Origin of the sequence: Massilia putida (assembly GCF_001941825.1) — a bacterium.
In the GTDB taxonomy this organism is placed as follows: Bacteria; Pseudomonadota; Gammaproteobacteria; order Burkholderiales; family Burkholderiaceae_D; genus Telluria; species Telluria putida.
In genome coordinates this window covers 3,240,261-3,255,350 of sequence record NZ_CP019038.1, presented here as the reverse complement: position 1 = coordinate 3,255,350, position 15,090 = coordinate 3,240,261, and the positions used below count along the sequence as shown (strand labels likewise).

Sequence of the window (15,090 nt, the reverse complement as noted above, 5' to 3'; positions counted from 1 at the left end):
CCACGAAATGACAGCTTTCTGTTACCGAGGTAAGCATTTGTAAGGAATCTGCAAATGCCGCCGCGTGACGCTTATAGTGAAACCGTTGGATTCAAGTCTCCCCTCCCCATCAATGAATGGGTTCACCCACGGCGCCGCGATGCAGCCCGTGGGTTTTTTCTTGCCTGAATCAGACTTCGGCCAGCGCTTCCAGCGGCGCGCCCGTGACGCGGCAGATGCGCCAGTCGGGCAAGATCTCGGCGCCCATTGACTTATAAAAATTGATCGCCGGCGCGTTCCAATCCAGCACCGACCACTCGAAGCGGCCGCAGCCGCGCTCGACGGCCAGGCGCGCCAGGTGTTTCAACATGCGGCTGCCGATGCCCTTGCCGCGCTGCGATTGCCGCACGTACAGGTCTTCCAGGTACAGGCCGCGCTTGGTCAAGAACGTCGAGAAATTGTGGAAGAATAATGCGAACGTCACGACTTCGCCATCGACCTCGCCGACGATCGCTTCGCAGGCGGGATGCGCGCCAAATAAACCTTCGTGCAATTTCTCTTCCGTCGCGACGACGAGGTGCTCGAGCTTTTCGAACACGGCCAACTCGACGATCATCGATTGGATATGGGTGACGTCGGCCGGGGTGGCGGGGCGGATGGCGAAGGTGGTGTCAAGAGTCATGGAGTCGTTTCGATTGCGTCGTTGAGGTTGACGGATTCGGCCGGATTGGCGGCAGGCGTGCGCAGGGCCCAGGCGACGCTGCCCAGGCAGACGACCATGCCCAGCCATTCGGCGGGCCCGGGGCGGTAGTGTTCGAGCTTGATCGACAGCAGCACGGAAATCACGGGCGTGATTACGCCGATGTACACGGCCTTGTTCGAACCGATGCGGTTGATCAGCGTGAAGTAGCAGATGAATGCGACGACCGAACCGAAGATCGACAGGTGCAGCAGGCCCAGCACATAGCTGGCCGTGCGCGGAATGATGAAGGGCTGGCCCGTCGCGAGGCACCAGGCGGCGACCATGCACGTGCCCCAGAACATCGACCAGCCCGTCGTCAACACGAGGTTGCTCGATGCCTCGCGCACCTTGCCGACGACGATGCTGCCGGCCGAACTGGCGATCGACGCGGCAATGCCCAGCACGAGGCCGAGGATGAAGTGGCCTTGTCCGCCCTGGTTCAGTTCGCGGAGCGCATTGCCGATCGCATGCCAGAACAGCAGCGTGACGCCGGTGATCGCGGCCGCGCCGGCGCCCCAGGTGCGGCGCGGGATCGGCGTGCCGAACGCGAGGCGCGCGCAGACCGGCGTCCAGAACACCATCAGCGCGAACAGCACGGCGACGAGGGCCGAGACGACGTATTGTTCGGAGTGATAGGTGCAGACGTACGACACGCAGAACATGAAGAAGCCCTGCAGCAAGACCCAGCGCTGCACGCGCCAGGGCAGCCGCAGCGTGTCGCCGCGCAGCAGGCAGAACGCGAACAACGTCAGGGACGCGAGCGCGAACCGGTAGACGACCGACACGGCGGGCGGCACTTCGCCCAGCTCGAGGGTGATCGCGAAGAATGTCGATCCCCAGATCAGGGAGGCGATGGTGAACAGGGCGTAGGAGGGCATCGCGAAAGTATACGTGCTTCGCGATGCTGTTGGGATACCAAATTTGCGACAGTCCGGGCCGCCGAGGTACCGTCATTTCCGGCAGTGCCGGAAATGACTCCCGCGCACGCGGGAATAGTGCCCCCAGCAGTATGCCCTCCATGCCGAGCTTGCGAAGGCGGCCTGATGCCGCGGCTTAGCATGGGGGAACACGCCGGTGGGCTGTTCCCGCTTTCGCGGGAACGACGAGTAATCAGTGCGTGACCCGCGTCGTGTACCCGTTGCTGAGCAGCCGCACGCGCTCGCCCGGCCTGAACATCTCGTCGGCCGCCTGCGTGATGGAGCGCAGTTCGCCGTTGTCGAGCTTGACCGTGATTTCGAAGCCGGGCCGGTTGTTGGCCTGGTTCTCGACGCGGTTGCCGATGATGCCGCCCGCGACGGCGCCCAGGATGCCGACGGCGGCCGAGCCGTTGCCGTGCCCGACCTGCGAGCCGCCCAGACCGCCCAGCGCGGCGCCGGTCATGGTGCCGACGCCGGATTCCGGGTTGGCGATGGTCACGTTGCGCACGGATTCCACGGTGCCCATGCGCACCGACTGTTCATTCATCGTCTGGTAACTGCTGTAGACGCTGCCCGAGTTCGACGGGCCCGCGCAGGCGGCGAGCAGGGCGGTCAGCGAGACGAGGGTAAAGGTAGATAGTCGTTTCATGGGCACTCCAAAACAATTCAATAAGCGACGTGCAGGCGACGATACAGGAAACCCAGCACGAACAGCGGACCGATCAGCAGGAAGCGCAGGTCGTCGAGGAACGACGGCTTCTTGCCCTCGATCTTGTGGCCGATGAACTGGCCGATCCACGCGACGACGAAGATCGCGATCGACAGCGGCAGCACGGTGAACGGCGGCATAAGCGCCAGCACGGCCAGCATCACGGCGCTCATCAGGAGCATGCCGAACGCGAACGGCGGCGACAGGCGGAAGTAATACACGAGCGCCGCGAGCACCGCGCCGACGGCCAGCACCGGGTGGATGCTCCACAGGATGCCCAGCAAGGTGAACACGATCACGGGCACGCACACGAAGTGGATCAGCTCGTTGGTCGGGTTGCGGTGGCTGTCGCTGTACTGGTCGAGCAGCACGTCGATCGTGCGCGGCTGGGTCATCGGGGCCTCCTGTCCGTGATTGTGATGTCGATTCTACACCTGTGCTTACGCCGTGAGCGGGACCGGCGATGGTACCGTCGGCGCCGGCGTCCGGGGCATCGCACCCATATGCATATACGGGTTCGCGGCGAACAATTCGGCCACCCATTCGACGAACACGCGCACCTTGGCGGACAGGTGGCGGTTCTGCGGATACACGACATGCACCGGCACAGGGTCGCTGCGCCAGTCCGGCAGCACCTGCACCATGCGCCCGGTCTCCACGTGCTTGTCGAGCAGGTAATCCGTCATCTGGATGACGCCCAGTCCCGCCAGCCCCGCTTCCACGTACGCGTTCGAATCGTTCAGCGCGATCACGCCGCGCATCGGCACCTCGATACGCTCGTCGCCGCGGGTGAAATCCCAGTCGTGGATCTTGCCCGTCTTGGCCGAGAAATAATTCACGCAGCGGTGACGGTCGAGGTCGCGCGGATGCTGGGGCATGCCGTGGCGCGCGATGTACGCGGGCGAAGCTGCCGTCAGGAAATTGATAACGCCCACGCGCCGCGCGATCAGGCTCGTGTCGCCCAACGCGCCGCCGCGCACCGCGCAGTCGACGCCTTCCTCGACGAGGTCGACGGGGCGGTCGGAACTGCCCAGTTCCAGCATGATGTCCGGATAGCGCTCGAAGAACGCGGGCAGGGCGGGCACGAGGATCTCGCTCGAAATCCCGGTCGGCGCGTCGACGCGCAGCCGGCCGCTGGGCGACAGGCGCGTGCGCGACAGCGATTCCTCGGCGTCGCGCACGTCGGACAGGATGCGCAGGCAGCGCTCGTAATAGGCGGCGCCGTCGGTGGTCACCGTCACCTGGCGCGTGGTCCGGTGCAGCAGCTTGGCCGACAGCGCCCCTTCGAGCGCCTGCACGAGCGTCGACACCGTCGCTTTGGGCAGGTTCATCAACTCGGCCGCGCGCGTGAAGCTGCCGGCGTCGACGACCTGCACGAAGACTTCCATGGCTTGTAGCTTGTTCATGACACAACCTTATCGATCAGCTCACGTCATTTTGATCGTGAGAATGTGTGATTGTTCAAAAATCTGAACAATGGATTCGTAAATGCGCTATTTATTGGATTGTAGATGAAGACTATAGTGTCGGTACGGTAGCTGGTAAATGCAGTATTTGTAAAACCCAAGGAGAGGATCATGAAAGCGCATCGCGATGCAGTCGCGGCAGTGTTCGGGCTGATACTCGGCGTAGTGGCCATGGCAGGCACGGTACTCACCGACGAGTACGCGCGTGCGGCCGGCGCCGAGGCGCGCGGCTACGATGCGCTGTTCCACGTCGTCGCAAAGGGCGAACAATGCGATGCGAACGCGATCCCGGCCGTGCTGGTGGCGGCCAACGAGGTGAATCGCGAGGTGAATCGATGAGCGTGGCGCGCAAACCGGACGACGGCCATACGCTGACGGTACGTGACCTGCAGGTCGTGGGCGCGGAAGGACCGCTGGCGGCGCGCCTGTACAAGGCCGCCGTCGACGGCAAGCGCGACGTATTGATCGTGTTCTTCCATGGCGGCGGCTTCGTCGACGGCGACCTGGAAGACGCCGATCCGTTCCTGCGCCACCTGTCCGAAGCGAGCGGCTATCCGGTCGTGCTGTCGTCGACCTATACGCTGGCGACGGTGAAGCCGTTCCCCGCCGCCGCCGAGGATGCGCATGCCGTGCTGATGTGGGCAAAGAAGAACAAGACGAAGCTCGGCTGGACGGGCAAGCGCATGCTGGTCGCGGGCATCGAAGCGGGCGCGAACCTCGCGGCCGTGTGCACGCTGATGGCGCGCGACCGGGGCGCGCCGCGGCTGGCCGGCCAGATCCTCTTGATGCCGATGCTCGACCCGGGCCTGTCGACCTGCTCGATGCGCGAGATGCCGACCTGCCCCGACAAGGCCAAGGTGTTCGACGAATGCGCCGCCGCCTACCGGGGTTATCTGCCGCACGCGGCCGACCGCAGCCATCCGTATGCGTCGCCGCTGCAGTCGAGCCGTTTGAAGAATTTGCCGCCGGCCTTGATCCTGTCGATCGAGGACGACCCGCTGCGCGACGAAGCGGAAGCCTATGGCGGCAAACTGATCCAGTCGGGCGTGCCGACGACGGTCAGGCGTCTGCAGGCGGCACAACGCCTGCAGGAACCGAATGCACGCGATACGTGTGCTTGTCGAGGACATGCATTGTCCGAGATCGCCAACTTTATTGCCGGCCTCGACGAGGAAGAAGAGCCGGCCAGCTGTTGATCCTGCGGATCGTTTAATCCACCACCAACCATAACAACGTGCCTGGCGAGGCACGGGAGACCTGTCTTTTCCTGAAAAAGACTGGGAAGGACCGTTTTCGTCCAATCATTAATAAATAGTCAATAACGGAGGGCTAACCAATGAAAACGATTCAACAATTCCAGACGGCCGTGCGTCCCGTCGTGCTGGCGCTGGGCGCCGCCGGCGTCGCGGCCGCATTTATGTCCACCCTCGCCGGATGCTCGGATGCGACAGGTAAGAGCGCCGAAGCGCAGACCCAGGCGCAGGCAGGTCCGCCGGTGTCGGCCGCCGTGGTGCTGGAGAAGCCGGTCGCCGAAACGCAGGAATTCTCGGGCCGTCTCGAAGCCATCGAGCGGGTCGAGATCCGTCCGCGCGTGTCGGGCTACATCACGGCCGTCAACTTCAAGCCGGGTGCGGAAGTCAAGAAGGGCGACGTGCTGTTCGTGATCGATCCGCGTCCGTACCAGGCCGAAGCCGAACGTGCCCAGGCGGCCGCGAAATCGGCCCGCGCCAAGGCCGACCTGGCCCGCGTCGAACTGGCCCGTGCCGAGCGCCTGCTGGGCGACAAGGCCATCGCGCAGCGCGAATACGATGCCAGCCTCTCGAGCCAGAAGGAACTCGACGCGTCCGCCCGCGCCGCCGAAGCGCAAGCCGAAGCAGCGCGCCTGAACCTGTCGTACACCCGCGTCGTCTCGCCGATCAACGGCCGCGTGTCGAAGGCCGAGATCACCCTCGGCAACCTGGTCGATGCATCGGCCGTGCTGACGTCGGTCGTGTCGCTGGACCGCATCTACGCCAGCTTCGACGGCGACGAGGAAACCTATCTGCGCGTCGCCAAGCAGGCGCACGAGGGGCAATCGGTGCCGGTGAACGTCGGCCTCGTCAACGAAGACGGCTACCCGCACGAGGGCAAGCTGGAATTCGTCGACAACCAGCTCGACTCGCAGACCGGTTCCGTGCGCATGCGCGCCACGTTCGAGAACAAGGACCGCGCCATGGCGCCCGGCCTGTTCGCCCGCGTGCGGATCGGCGGCGGCGACGCCAAGCCGGCGCTGCTGATCACGGACCGCGCGGTGGGCACGGACCAGAGCCACAAGTTCGTGTTCGTCGTCGGCGCGGACGGCAAGGCCGAGTACCGCGAAGTGAAGCTCGGACCCGTCGTCGACGGCCTGCGCGTGGTGCGCGCCGGCCTGAAACCGGGCGAGAAGATCGTCGTCAACGGCCTGCAGCGCGTGCATCCGGGCTCCCCCATCACGGCCCAGGTGGTGCCGATGGTCGCTTCGCTGGCGCCGGCCAAGGCGCCCGCCAAGGACACGAAGCTGGCGCTGGCGGATAGCGGCAAATAAGGAAGTCATCCCACAAGAATTCGAGGGACAAGAACACATGAACATCTCACGCTTTTTCGTCGACAAGCCGATCTTCGCGGCCGTGCTGTCGGTGCTGGTCTTCGTGGCCGGCCTCATCTCGATCTTCGAGTTGCCGATCTCCGAGTACCCGGACGTCGTGCCGCCCTCCGTGGTGGTGCGCGCCCAGTACCCGGGCGCCAATCCGAAGGTCATCGCGGAAACCGTCGCGACGCCGCTGGAGCAGGAAATCAACGGCGTCGAAAACATGCTGTACATGACGTCGCAGAACACCTCCGACGGCGCGCTGATGCTGACGGTGACCTTCAAGATCGGCACCAACGTCGAGCAGGCCGAGACGGCCGTGCAGAACCGCGTCCAGCGCGCGCTCCCGCGCCTGCCGGACGAGGTGCGCCAGATCGGCGTCACGACCGTCAAGAGCTCGCCCAACATCACGATGGTGGTCCACCTGCGCTCGCCGGACGGCCGCTATGACGACCTGTATCTGCGCAACTACGCGACCTTGAACGTCAAGGACGAACTGGCGCGCATCAACGGCATGGGCGAAGTCCAGCTGTTCGGTTCGGGCGACTACGCCATGCGCGTCTGGCTCGATCCGCAAAAGGTCGCCGCACGCAACCTCACCGCCAGCGACGTCGTGAACGCGATCCGCGAGCAGAACGTGCAGGTGGCGGCCGGTGTCGTCGGCCAGGGGCCGTCGAAAGGCGCGGACTTCCAGCTGACCGTCAACACGCAGGGCCGCCTGCAATCGGTCGAGGAGTTCGGCAACATCGTCATCAAGACCAATGCCGACGGCGCAACGACACTCCTGAAGGACGTCGCACGTCTGGAGATGGGCTCGAACTCGTATGCCCTGCGCGCGCTGCTGGACAACCAGTCGGCCGTCGCGATCCCCATCTTCCAGGCGCCGAACGCCAACGCGCTGCAGCTGTCGTCGGACGTGCGCGCCAAGATGAAGGAACTGTCGAAAGATTTCCCGGAAGGCGTCGAATACAGCATTGTGTACGACCCGACCCAATTCGTGCGCGAGTCGATCGACTCCGTGATCCACACCCTGATCGAAGCGGTGATCCTGGTGGCGCTCGTCGTCATCGTGTTCCTGCAGACGTGGCGCGCCTCGGTGATCCCGCTACTGGCGGTGCCGGTGTCCGTCGTCGGTACGTTCGCGGTGATGCTCGCCTGCGGCTTCTCGATCAATACGCTGTCGCTGTTCGGCCTCGTGCTGGCCATCGGTATCGTGGTGGACGATGCGATCGTCGTGGTGGAGAACGTCGAGCGCAACATCGCGAACGGCCTGAACCCGCATGATGCGACCGTGCAGGCGATGAAGGAAGTCTCGGGCCCGATCATCGCGATCGCCCTCGTGCTGTGCGCCGTGTTCATCCCGATCGCCTTCGTGTCGGGCCTGACCGGCCAGTTCTACCGTCAGTTCGCGCTGACCATCGCCATCTCGACCGTGATCTCCGCGTTCTCGTCGCTGACCCTGGCCCCCGCGCTGGCCGCCGCGCTGCTGAAATCGCACAACGCGCCGAAGGACCGCCTGACCCGCGCGATGGATGTCGTGTTCGGCCGCTTCTTCGCCGCCTTCAACCGCTTCTTCGGCCGCTCGTCGCACAAGTACGAAGATGGCGTGAAGGGCGTCCTGAAGCGCAAGAGCGCAGCCCTGGGCGTGTACGTGCTGCTCGCCATCGCCGGCATCTTCATGTTCAAGGCCGTGCCACCCGGCTTCGTGCCGTCGCAGGACAAGGCCTACCTGATCGGCTTCGCGCAGCTGCCGGACGCCGCCTCGCTCGACCGCACGGACGCCGTGATCCGCAAGATGTCGGACGTCGCCAAGCAGATCCCGGGCGTGGAATCGTCGGTCGCCTTCCCTGGCCTGTCGATCAACGGCTTCACCAACGCGCCGAACGCCGGCATCGTGTTCACGACGCTGAAACCGTTCGACGAACGTAAAGGCAAGGCGCAGAGCGCCGAGGCGATCGCCGCCGAGATCAACAAGCGCATGGGCGCCATCGAGGACGCGTTCGTGATGGTGCTGTCGCCCCCGCCCGTGAACGGCCTGGGCACGACCGGCGGCTTCAAGATGATGATCGAGGACCGCGCCGGCGTCGGTTACGACGAACTGTATAAAGCCGTGCAGGCCATCCAGGCCAAGGCGTGGACCGACAAGCGCCTGCAGGGCGTGTTCTCGGGCTACCAGATCAACGTGCCGCAACTGTTCGCCGACGTCGACCGCGTGAAAGCCAAGCAGCTGGGCGTGCCGCTGGCCGAGATCAACCAGACCTTGCAGATCAACCTCGGTTCGCTGTACGTGAACGACTTCAACCAGTTCGGCCGCACCTACCAGGTGCGCGTGCAGGCCGATGCGCCGTTCCGTTCGCAGCGCGAGCAGATCGCACAGCTGAAAGTCCGCAACGACAAGGGCGAGATGATCCCGCTGTCCTCGCTCATGAAGATCAAGGACACGTACGGTCCCGACCGCGTGCAGCGCTACAACGGCTACGTCGCCGCCGAGCTGAATGGCGGCCCGGCCCCGGGCGTGTCGTCGGGCCAGGCGCAGGCCGCGATGGAAGAAATCGTCAAGGCCAATCTGCCGAAAGGGATCTCGTACGAATGGACCGACCTGACCTACCAGGACATCCTGGCCGGTAACACCATGATCTACGTGTTCCCGCTGTGCGTGCTGCTCGTGTTCCTCGTGCTCGCCGCGGAGTACGAAAGCTGGACGCTGCCGCTGGCCGTGATCCTGATCGTGCCGATGTCGATCCTGTGCGCCCTCATCGGCGTGAAGCTCTCGGGCGGCGACAACAACATCTTCACGCAGATCGCCCTGTTCGTGCTGGTGGGTCTCGCATCGAAGAACGCGATCCTGATCGTGGAATTCGCACTGGAGCTGGAACACCATGGCCGCAGCATCGTGGCCGCCGCGCTGGAAGCCTGCCACCTGCGCCTGCGTCCGATCCTGATGACGTCGATCGCGTTCATCATGGGCGTGGTGCCGCTGGTGCTGTCGCACGGCGCCGGCGCCGAGATGCGCCACGCGATGGGCGTCGCGGTGTTCGCCGGCATGCTGGGCGTGACGTTCTTCGGCCTGTTCCTGACGCCGGTGTTCTACGTCCTGCTGCGCACCCTGGCCAAGCGTTTCGAAAAGCCGAAGCATGCCCACGCCCACGAGACGGCACCGAAGGCCGTCGGCGGCGACCATGCTCCGGCCCTGGAAGGAAACTGATATGAAAATGATGATTGCAAGAGGTGTCGCTCCGCTGATGGCAGCCCTGCTGCTGACCGCGTGCGCCGCCCCGGAATTCAAGCAACCGACGATTGCGACGCCGACGGCGTTCAAAGAGTCGCAAACGGCACCTGCCGCTGCCGTCAACGACGTGCGCAGCGCCGCCGACGGCACCACGTGGACCGTCGGCCGCCCGGCCGAAGCCCAGCCGCGCGGCGAATGGTGGCGTGCGTTCAACGACGAGACGCTGAACGGCTTGATCCTTGACGCGACGGCGAACAACCAGAGCCTGACGGTGGCCGCCGCCCGCGTGAAGGAAGCCCGCGCTATCGCCGGCATTGCAGAAGCGGACCGCATCCCGCAGATCGGCGTCGGCGTCGGCGCCGAGCGCACCCGCCTGTCGCCGCTGGAAGCGAATCTGCCCAAGGGAACGAATGTCCCGGCCGCGAACACGTATTCGGCGCGCCTGTCGGCCAGCTACGAGGTCGACCTGTTCGGCCGGGTGTCATCGAACGTGGCGGCCGCGCGCGGCGACGCCGGCGCGGTGGAAGCGACGTACCGCTCCGTGCTGCTGTCGCTGCAGGCGGATGTGGCGCAGACTTATTTCCGCCTCCGTTCGCTCGATGCGGAAATCGCGACCGTCAACCACACGGTGCAGCTGCGCGAAGAAAGCGTGCGCGTGACGGGCCGCCGCTTCGACGCGGGCGACATCGGCGAGTTCGACCTGTCGCGGGCCAAGACGGAACTGGCGACGGCGCGTTCGGAAGCCATCGGCCTGCAACGCCAGCGCGCCACCGCGGAACACGCGCTGGCCGTCCTGCTGGGCAAGCCGGCCTCGAACTTCGCCGCGCCTTCGCGTCCGCTCTCCGACGCCGCGGCGCTGCCGCTGATCCCGGCCGGCCTGCCGTCGACGTTGCTGGAGCGCCGTCCCGACATCGCCAGCGCCCAGCGCTCGATGGAAGCGGCCAACGCCCGCATCGGCGTCGCGCGCGCGGCGATGTTCCCGGCGCTGAACCTGTCGGCGGGCACCGGCGGCGTCGGCACCAGCTTCGCCGAAGTGTTCAAGTGGAGCAGCCGTTCGTGGCTGCTGGGCGCCGCGCTGTCGATGCCGCTGATCGACGGTGGCCGCAACCGCAACAACGTCGTGCGCAGCGAGGCCGCGCTGGAAGAAGCCGTGGGTTCGTACCGCCAGAGCGTCCTGACGGCCTTCGCCGAAGTCGAGGACAACCTGGCCGGCCTGCGCATCCTGGCGGGGCAGAGCGCCGAGATCGAAGCGGCGGTGCTCTCCGCCCGCCGCTCGGCGGACCTGGCGCAGAAGCTGTACGACGCGGGCCGCGGCAGCTACCTCGAACTGCTGGACGCGCAGCGCAACCTGGCGAACGTCGAGCGCAATGCGGTGCAGTTGCGGGGCGATCGTGCGATCACCACCGTGGCGCTGATCCGTGCGCTGGGCGGCGGTTGGGATGCCACGGCGCGCGTGGATGACACGGCGCAGGCACGGAATTAAGACTCAAGGACACACTGTCCCTGGCTTTACCGTGATTCCGGTAATGCCCTTTGCGGCGGTACGTGCGAGCGTACCGCCGCTTTTTTCCGGCGCAGGCTAGAATCGGCGCATGCCGACTTCATCCGACTCTTCCCAACTCACTGGCCTCGCTCCCGTCATCGCCCCGGACACGCGCATCCTCATCCTGGGCAGCTTCCCGGGCGCCGCGTCGCTCGCCGCCCAGCAGTACTACGCACACCCGCGCAACCAGTTCTGGAAACTGGTCGGCGCCCTGATCGGCGAAGACCTCTATTCACTGCCGTATGCCGACCGCCTGCCGCGCCTGCTGGCGCACCGCTTCGGCTTGTGGGACGTATTGGCCGCGTGCGAGCGCGAAGGCAGCCTCGATTCCGCGATCCGCAACCCGGCCGCCAACGATTTCGAGCGGCTGCACCGGCTGTGTCCCGAACTGGAGACGGTCGGGTTCAACGGGCAGACGTCGGGCAAGTTCGCGCCGCAGTTCGCGCAGCAGGGGTATCGCACCGTCGTGCTGCCGTCGAGTTCTCCGGCGCATATGGCGCTGACGTTCGAACAAAAATTGGCGGTGTGGCGGCAGCTGATCGAGCCACGCTGAAGCACGCTACGTCTCCGCCGCAACCAGCGCGGCCAGCACCTGCACCTCGAATTCGCGCACCGGCAGCGGCCTGCCGAACAGGTAGCCCTGGAAGGAATGGCATCCGTGCGCGACGAGAAAATCGCGCTGCGCGGCCGTCTCCACGCCTTCGGCGATCACGTCCAGTCCGAGGCCCCGCCCCATGGCGATGATCGTGTGGGCCACCATGGCATCCCGGTGGCTCGCCGGCAGTTCGTCGACGAACGACTTGTCGATCTTGAGCTGCGTGAGCGGCAGCTTCGTCAGGTAGTTGAGCGAGGAATTGCCGGTGCCGAAGTCGTCGAGCGAGATGCTGAAGCCGTTGGTCCGGAGGATGTGCAGCTTGCGGATCGACGATTCGAGGTCGCCGAACGCCAGGCTTTCCGTGACCTCGAGCTTCAGCTTGTCCACGGGCGCCCCCGACCGCCTGACTTCGGCCAGGATGTCGTCGACGAAGCTGTCGGACTCGAACTGGCGCGCACTGATGTTCACGGCAAGGGTCAGGCCGCCCATGGCGTCGTCGCGCGTCCACGCGGCGAGTTGGCGGCAGGCCGTGGCGAGCACCCAGCGTCCGATCGGTTCGATCAGTCCGGTTTCCTCGGCCAGCGGAATGAACGCGGCGGGCGGGATGGCGCCGCGTTCGGAGTGCGTCCAGCGCAGCAGCGCCTCGGCGCCGATCGGACGTTCCCGGGCATCGACCTGGACCTGGTAGTGCAGCGTCAGCGCCTCGTCGCGGATGGCGTCGCGCAGCGCTTTCTCGAGCCAGTTGCGGCCGTCGAGCTCCGCTTGCATTTCGTCCTCGAAGACGCGCACCGTATTGCGTCCGCTCTGTTTGCTCTTGTACAGGGCCAGCTCGGCCTGGCACAGCAAGGCATCGGGGCTGTCGGCGCCGTCGCGGAACAACGTGACGCCGAGCGAGCCGGTGCAGGCCAGCCGGTGGCCGTCGAGCATCATCGGTTCGGCGATCGCCGCCCGGATCGCGTCGGCGGTGAGCAGCGCGCGGGCCGCCGCCGCATTCCGGTCCGTGCCCAGGCGTTCGGCCAGCAGCACGAAGCTGTCGCCGCTGAACCGGCCCAGCGTATCGTCCTCGCGCTTGAGCGAACGGATGCGCCGTGCCACTTCCACGAGCAACTGGTCGCCCACGGCATGGCCAAGGGAATCGTTCAGCTTCTGGAAGTGGTCGAGGTTCACCATCATGACGGCGCCGAACTCCTGGGCGTTGCCGGCACCGGCCATGGCACGGTCGATGTGGTCGGCGAGCAGGACGCGGTTCGGCAGGTCGGTCAGGTGATCGAACAGCTTGAGGCGCTCGGCAAGGGCATGGGCCTGTTTTTCCGCCGTGATGTCCTGCAGGTTGCCGACATAGTGGATCGTCCGGCCCTGCGGGTCCGGTACCGCCGTGATCGAGAGCCGCGCCGTGTACAGACCGCCGTCGCGGTGCCGGTTGACCACCTCGCCGGTCCAGTACCCGGTCGTCGTCAGCGTCGACCACATGGCCTCGTAAAAATCGTCCTCGTGCAACCCGGAGCGCAGCAGCCGCGGACTCTGGCCGATCGCGTCAAGGGCGGCGTAGCCGCTGATGCGGGTGAAAGCGGCGTTGACGCGTTCGATGTTGCCCTGGGCATCGGTGATCAGCATGCCGTCCTGGCTTTCGAAGGCGACCGAGGCGACGCGCAGTTCGCGTTCGGCGCGGCGGCGCTCGGTGATGTCGCGGACGACGGCAAGGACACCCTCGGTCTCGCCGTCGTCCGCCCGGATCGGCACCTTGATCACTTCCAGGTCGCGCAGGATGCCGTCCGGCGCAGCGATCGCTTGCTCGTACCTGTGCGGCTGGCCCGTGCGCAGGACATGCTCGTCGCTTTCCTTGATGAACGCGGCAAACGCCTTGTCCACGAACAGCTCGTCGGCAGTGCGCCCGATGATCCTGTCGCCCGGCAGGCCGAGCAAGGCATGGGCACCGGCATTGCAGTGGACGTAGACGTTGTTCCTGTCTTTCAGCGCCATGGCATCCGGGCTGTTTTCGACCAGCGTGCGAAGCTGGGCTTGCTCGACCATGAGCGCGCGGGCGGTCCGCTCCAGTTGCGCGTTCTTGTGCTGGATCTCGGCGGTGCGCGCTTGGACGGCGCGCCGCAGGAACCGGATCCACAACAAGGTGGCGGCCAGCGCCGCCAGCGCGCCGAGGATCACGGACGCGAGGATGCGCAGGTAGGGCCGGAACTGTATCGGCTGGGTGAACCACTTGCTCCGCAGCGCCTCGCGCTCCGCCGGCGTGATGCGCGCCATGCCTTGCTCGACGAGATCGAACGTCGCCTTGTCGCCCTTGGCGACGGCCCAGCGAAACTGCCCCAGATACAGCGTGAAGGCCTTGGCGAACTTTTTCTGGTCGCGGTAGAGATAGAGATAGTAGTTCGCCGGACGGTCGTCCATGCAAAAGATCTTGATGTCGCCGGCCCGGACGGCATCCAGGATGGCGACGTAGCCCGGGTAGGTGACCTGGTTCGTGATGCCCTGCCTGGCCAACTGTTCGGCGCAGGCATCGCCGCGCTCCACGCCGACCAGGAAGCCGTTCATCGACTGGACGTCGTGGATGCCGGAAATCGACGTGTCGACATAGATGCCGACCGTCTGCGCGTCGTACGGCTGGGAGAAATCGTAGAGCGGCTCGCGCGCCGGCGTGCGGAAAATCATGTCGATCACGTCGGCCCGGCGGTCGTGCATCGTCTGGAGCGCGTTACTCCACTGCATGGGCTGGAGGTCGACATGGACGCCCGTTTTTTGTTCCCACAGGTGCCAGAGGTCGACGACATAACCCTCGGGGCGCCCGTTCTTGTCCAGAAATAGAAAAGGGGGATAGTTGTTGTCGGTAACGACGTGCAGGGTCCTGGCATCGGCCTGCAACGCGTACACGAGCAACGCGACAACCAGCACGAGCCGGCGGCGCATGACACTTCCCGGCATGATGGAATCCATCAAGCCCATTGATTTTCCCTCCCGCACGCTGTGCATGGGCTGCGTGCCGGTGCCGGCCCTGGCCGCGCGGCGGTTGTCTGTCTGATGTCGATCGTGGCGCATCGATTGGCCTGATCTTTTTTTATGGCAAGCTTAACATGGATATTGGGAAACATTTCAAACTATGACCGTGCAGCAACATTATTGCGAATGGCGGCCGGCCTTTTTTTTCGCGACAACGTCCTCATATCGGATCCATCCCCCCACGGCGCCACGGTACGAGCTGGCGCCGCATTTTTTCCCGACCCTTAGCAGGCAATGCGTGACCAGCGTCCCGAGGATGACGCTGCGATGGCCGTTTTGGCATCGAGGGCGCGTGC

The 15,090-nt window shown here is 65.4% G+C and carries 12 protein-coding genes; 6 read left to right on the top strand and 6 right to left on the bottom strand.

Features of this window, described 5'->3' with window-relative positions:
• Positions 1-169: 169 nt before the first annotated feature.
• From BVG12_RS16680 to BVG12_RS16660, 5 genes are all read right to left on the bottom strand, one after another.
• Positions 170-661 carry a GNAT family N-acetyltransferase gene (locus tag BVG12_RS16680; protein ID WP_075793387.1) on the bottom strand — a complete coding sequence of 164 codons (492 nt, stop codon included), beginning with the start codon at positions 659-661 and terminating at the stop codon, positions 170-172.
• Positions 658-1,599, bottom strand: a complete 942-nt coding sequence (locus BVG12_RS16675; protein ID WP_075793386.1) for a DMT family transporter — start codon at positions 1,597-1,599, stop codon at positions 658-660. Before BVG12_RS16675 ends, BVG12_RS16680 begins: the two co-directional genes overlap by 4 nt.
• 232 nt (positions 1,600-1,831) lie before the next feature.
• A complete protein-coding gene (locus BVG12_RS16670; RefSeq protein ID WP_075793385.1) occupies positions 1,832-2,287 on the bottom strand; it encodes an outer membrane lipoprotein in 456 nt (151 codons plus the stop codon).
• A gap of 17 nt (positions 2,288-2,304) precedes the next feature.
• Entirely contained in the window at positions 2,305-2,742 is a 438-nt protein-coding gene (locus tag BVG12_RS16665; RefSeq protein ID WP_075793384.1) for an Mpo1 family 2-hydroxy fatty acid dioxygenase, read from the bottom strand.
• Positions 2,743-2,787: 45 nt separating this feature from the next.
• Positions 2,788-3,753, bottom strand: coding sequence for a LysR family transcriptional regulator (locus BVG12_RS16660; RefSeq protein WP_075793383.1), 966 nt, complete (start codon positions 3,751-3,753; stop codon positions 2,788-2,790).
• 171 nt (positions 3,754-3,924) lie between these two features.
• Between BVG12_RS16660 and BVG12_RS16655 the strand changes: the two genes are divergently transcribed.
• From BVG12_RS16655 to BVG12_RS16630, 6 genes are all read left to right on the top strand, one after another.
• Positions 3,925-4,152: a hypothetical protein gene (locus BVG12_RS16655; RefSeq protein ID WP_075793382.1), complete on the top strand. Its 228-nt coding sequence runs from the start codon at positions 3,925-3,927 to the stop codon at positions 4,150-4,152.
• Positions 4,149-5,009 (top strand): alpha/beta hydrolase, encoded by an 861-nt coding sequence (locus BVG12_RS16650; RefSeq protein ID WP_075793381.1) that lies wholly within the window; start codon positions 4,149-4,151, stop codon positions 5,007-5,009. Before BVG12_RS16655 ends, BVG12_RS16650 begins: the two co-directional genes overlap by 4 nt.
• A 140-nt stretch (positions 5,010-5,149) precedes the next feature.
• Entirely contained in the window at positions 5,150-6,376 is a 1,227-nt protein-coding gene (locus BVG12_RS16645; protein WP_075793380.1) for an efflux RND transporter periplasmic adaptor subunit, read from the top strand.
• A 37-nt stretch (positions 6,377-6,413) separates the two neighbouring features.
• Positions 6,414-9,623 carry an efflux RND transporter permease subunit gene (locus BVG12_RS16640; RefSeq protein WP_075793379.1) on the top strand — a complete coding sequence of 1,070 codons (3,210 nt, stop codon included), beginning with the start codon at positions 6,414-6,416 and terminating at the stop codon, positions 9,621-9,623.
• Position 9,624: 1 nt separating this feature from the next.
• Positions 9,625-11,130: an efflux transporter outer membrane subunit gene (locus BVG12_RS16635; RefSeq protein ID WP_075793378.1), complete on the top strand. Its 1,506-nt coding sequence runs from the start codon at positions 9,625-9,627 to the stop codon at positions 11,128-11,130.
• A gap of 109 nt (positions 11,131-11,239) precedes the next feature.
• Positions 11,240-11,743 carry a DNA-deoxyinosine glycosylase gene (locus BVG12_RS16630; protein WP_075793377.1) on the top strand — a complete coding sequence of 168 codons (504 nt, stop codon included), beginning with the start codon at positions 11,240-11,242 and terminating at the stop codon, positions 11,741-11,743.
• A 6-nt stretch (positions 11,744-11,749) separates the two neighbouring features.
• On the opposite strand, the gene BVG12_RS16625 is transcribed toward BVG12_RS16630, so the two are convergent.
• Positions 11,750-14,719: an EAL domain-containing protein gene (locus BVG12_RS16625; RefSeq protein WP_075796406.1), complete on the bottom strand. Its 2,970-nt coding sequence runs from the start codon at positions 14,717-14,719 to the stop codon at positions 11,750-11,752.
• Between the last annotated feature and the right edge of the window lie 371 nt (positions 14,720-15,090).

Coding starts and splice junctions, on each gene's coding strand:
- BVG12_RS16660 (WP_075793383.1), bottom strand. CDS start 3,753: ATGAACAAGCTACAAGCCATGGAAGTCTTCGTGCAGGTCGTCGACGCC.
- BVG12_RS16650 (WP_075793381.1), top strand. CDS start 4,149: ATGAGCGTGGCGCGCAAACCGGACGACGGCCATACGCTGACGGTACGT.
- BVG12_RS16630 (WP_075793377.1), top strand. CDS start 11,240: ATGCCGACTTCATCCGACTCTTCCCAACTCACTGGCCTCGCTCCCGTC.
- BVG12_RS16665 (WP_075793384.1), bottom strand. CDS start 2,742: ATGACCCAGCCGCGCACGATCGACGTGCTGCTCGACCAGTACAGCGAC.
- BVG12_RS16640 (WP_075793379.1), top strand. CDS start 6,414: ATGAACATCTCACGCTTTTTCGTCGACAAGCCGATCTTCGCGGCCGTG.
- BVG12_RS16655 (WP_075793382.1), top strand. CDS start 3,925: ATGAAAGCGCATCGCGATGCAGTCGCGGCAGTGTTCGGGCTGATACTC.
- BVG12_RS16635 (WP_075793378.1), top strand. CDS start 9,625: ATGAAAATGATGATTGCAAGAGGTGTCGCTCCGCTGATGGCAGCCCTG.
- BVG12_RS16625 (WP_075796406.1), bottom strand. CDS start 14,719: ATGCCGGGAAGTGTCATGCGCCGCCGGCTCGTGCTGGTTGTCGCGTTG.
- BVG12_RS16645 (WP_075793380.1), top strand. CDS start 5,150: ATGAAAACGATTCAACAATTCCAGACGGCCGTGCGTCCCGTCGTGCTG.
- BVG12_RS16680 (WP_075793387.1), bottom strand. CDS start 661: ATGACTCTTGACACCACCTTCGCCATCCGCCCCGCCACCCCGGCCGAC.
- BVG12_RS16670 (WP_075793385.1), bottom strand. CDS start 2,287: ATGAAACGACTATCTACCTTTACCCTCGTCTCGCTGACCGCCCTGCTC.
- BVG12_RS16675 (WP_075793386.1), bottom strand. CDS start 1,599: ATGCCCTCCTACGCCCTGTTCACCATCGCCTCCCTGATCTGGGGATCG.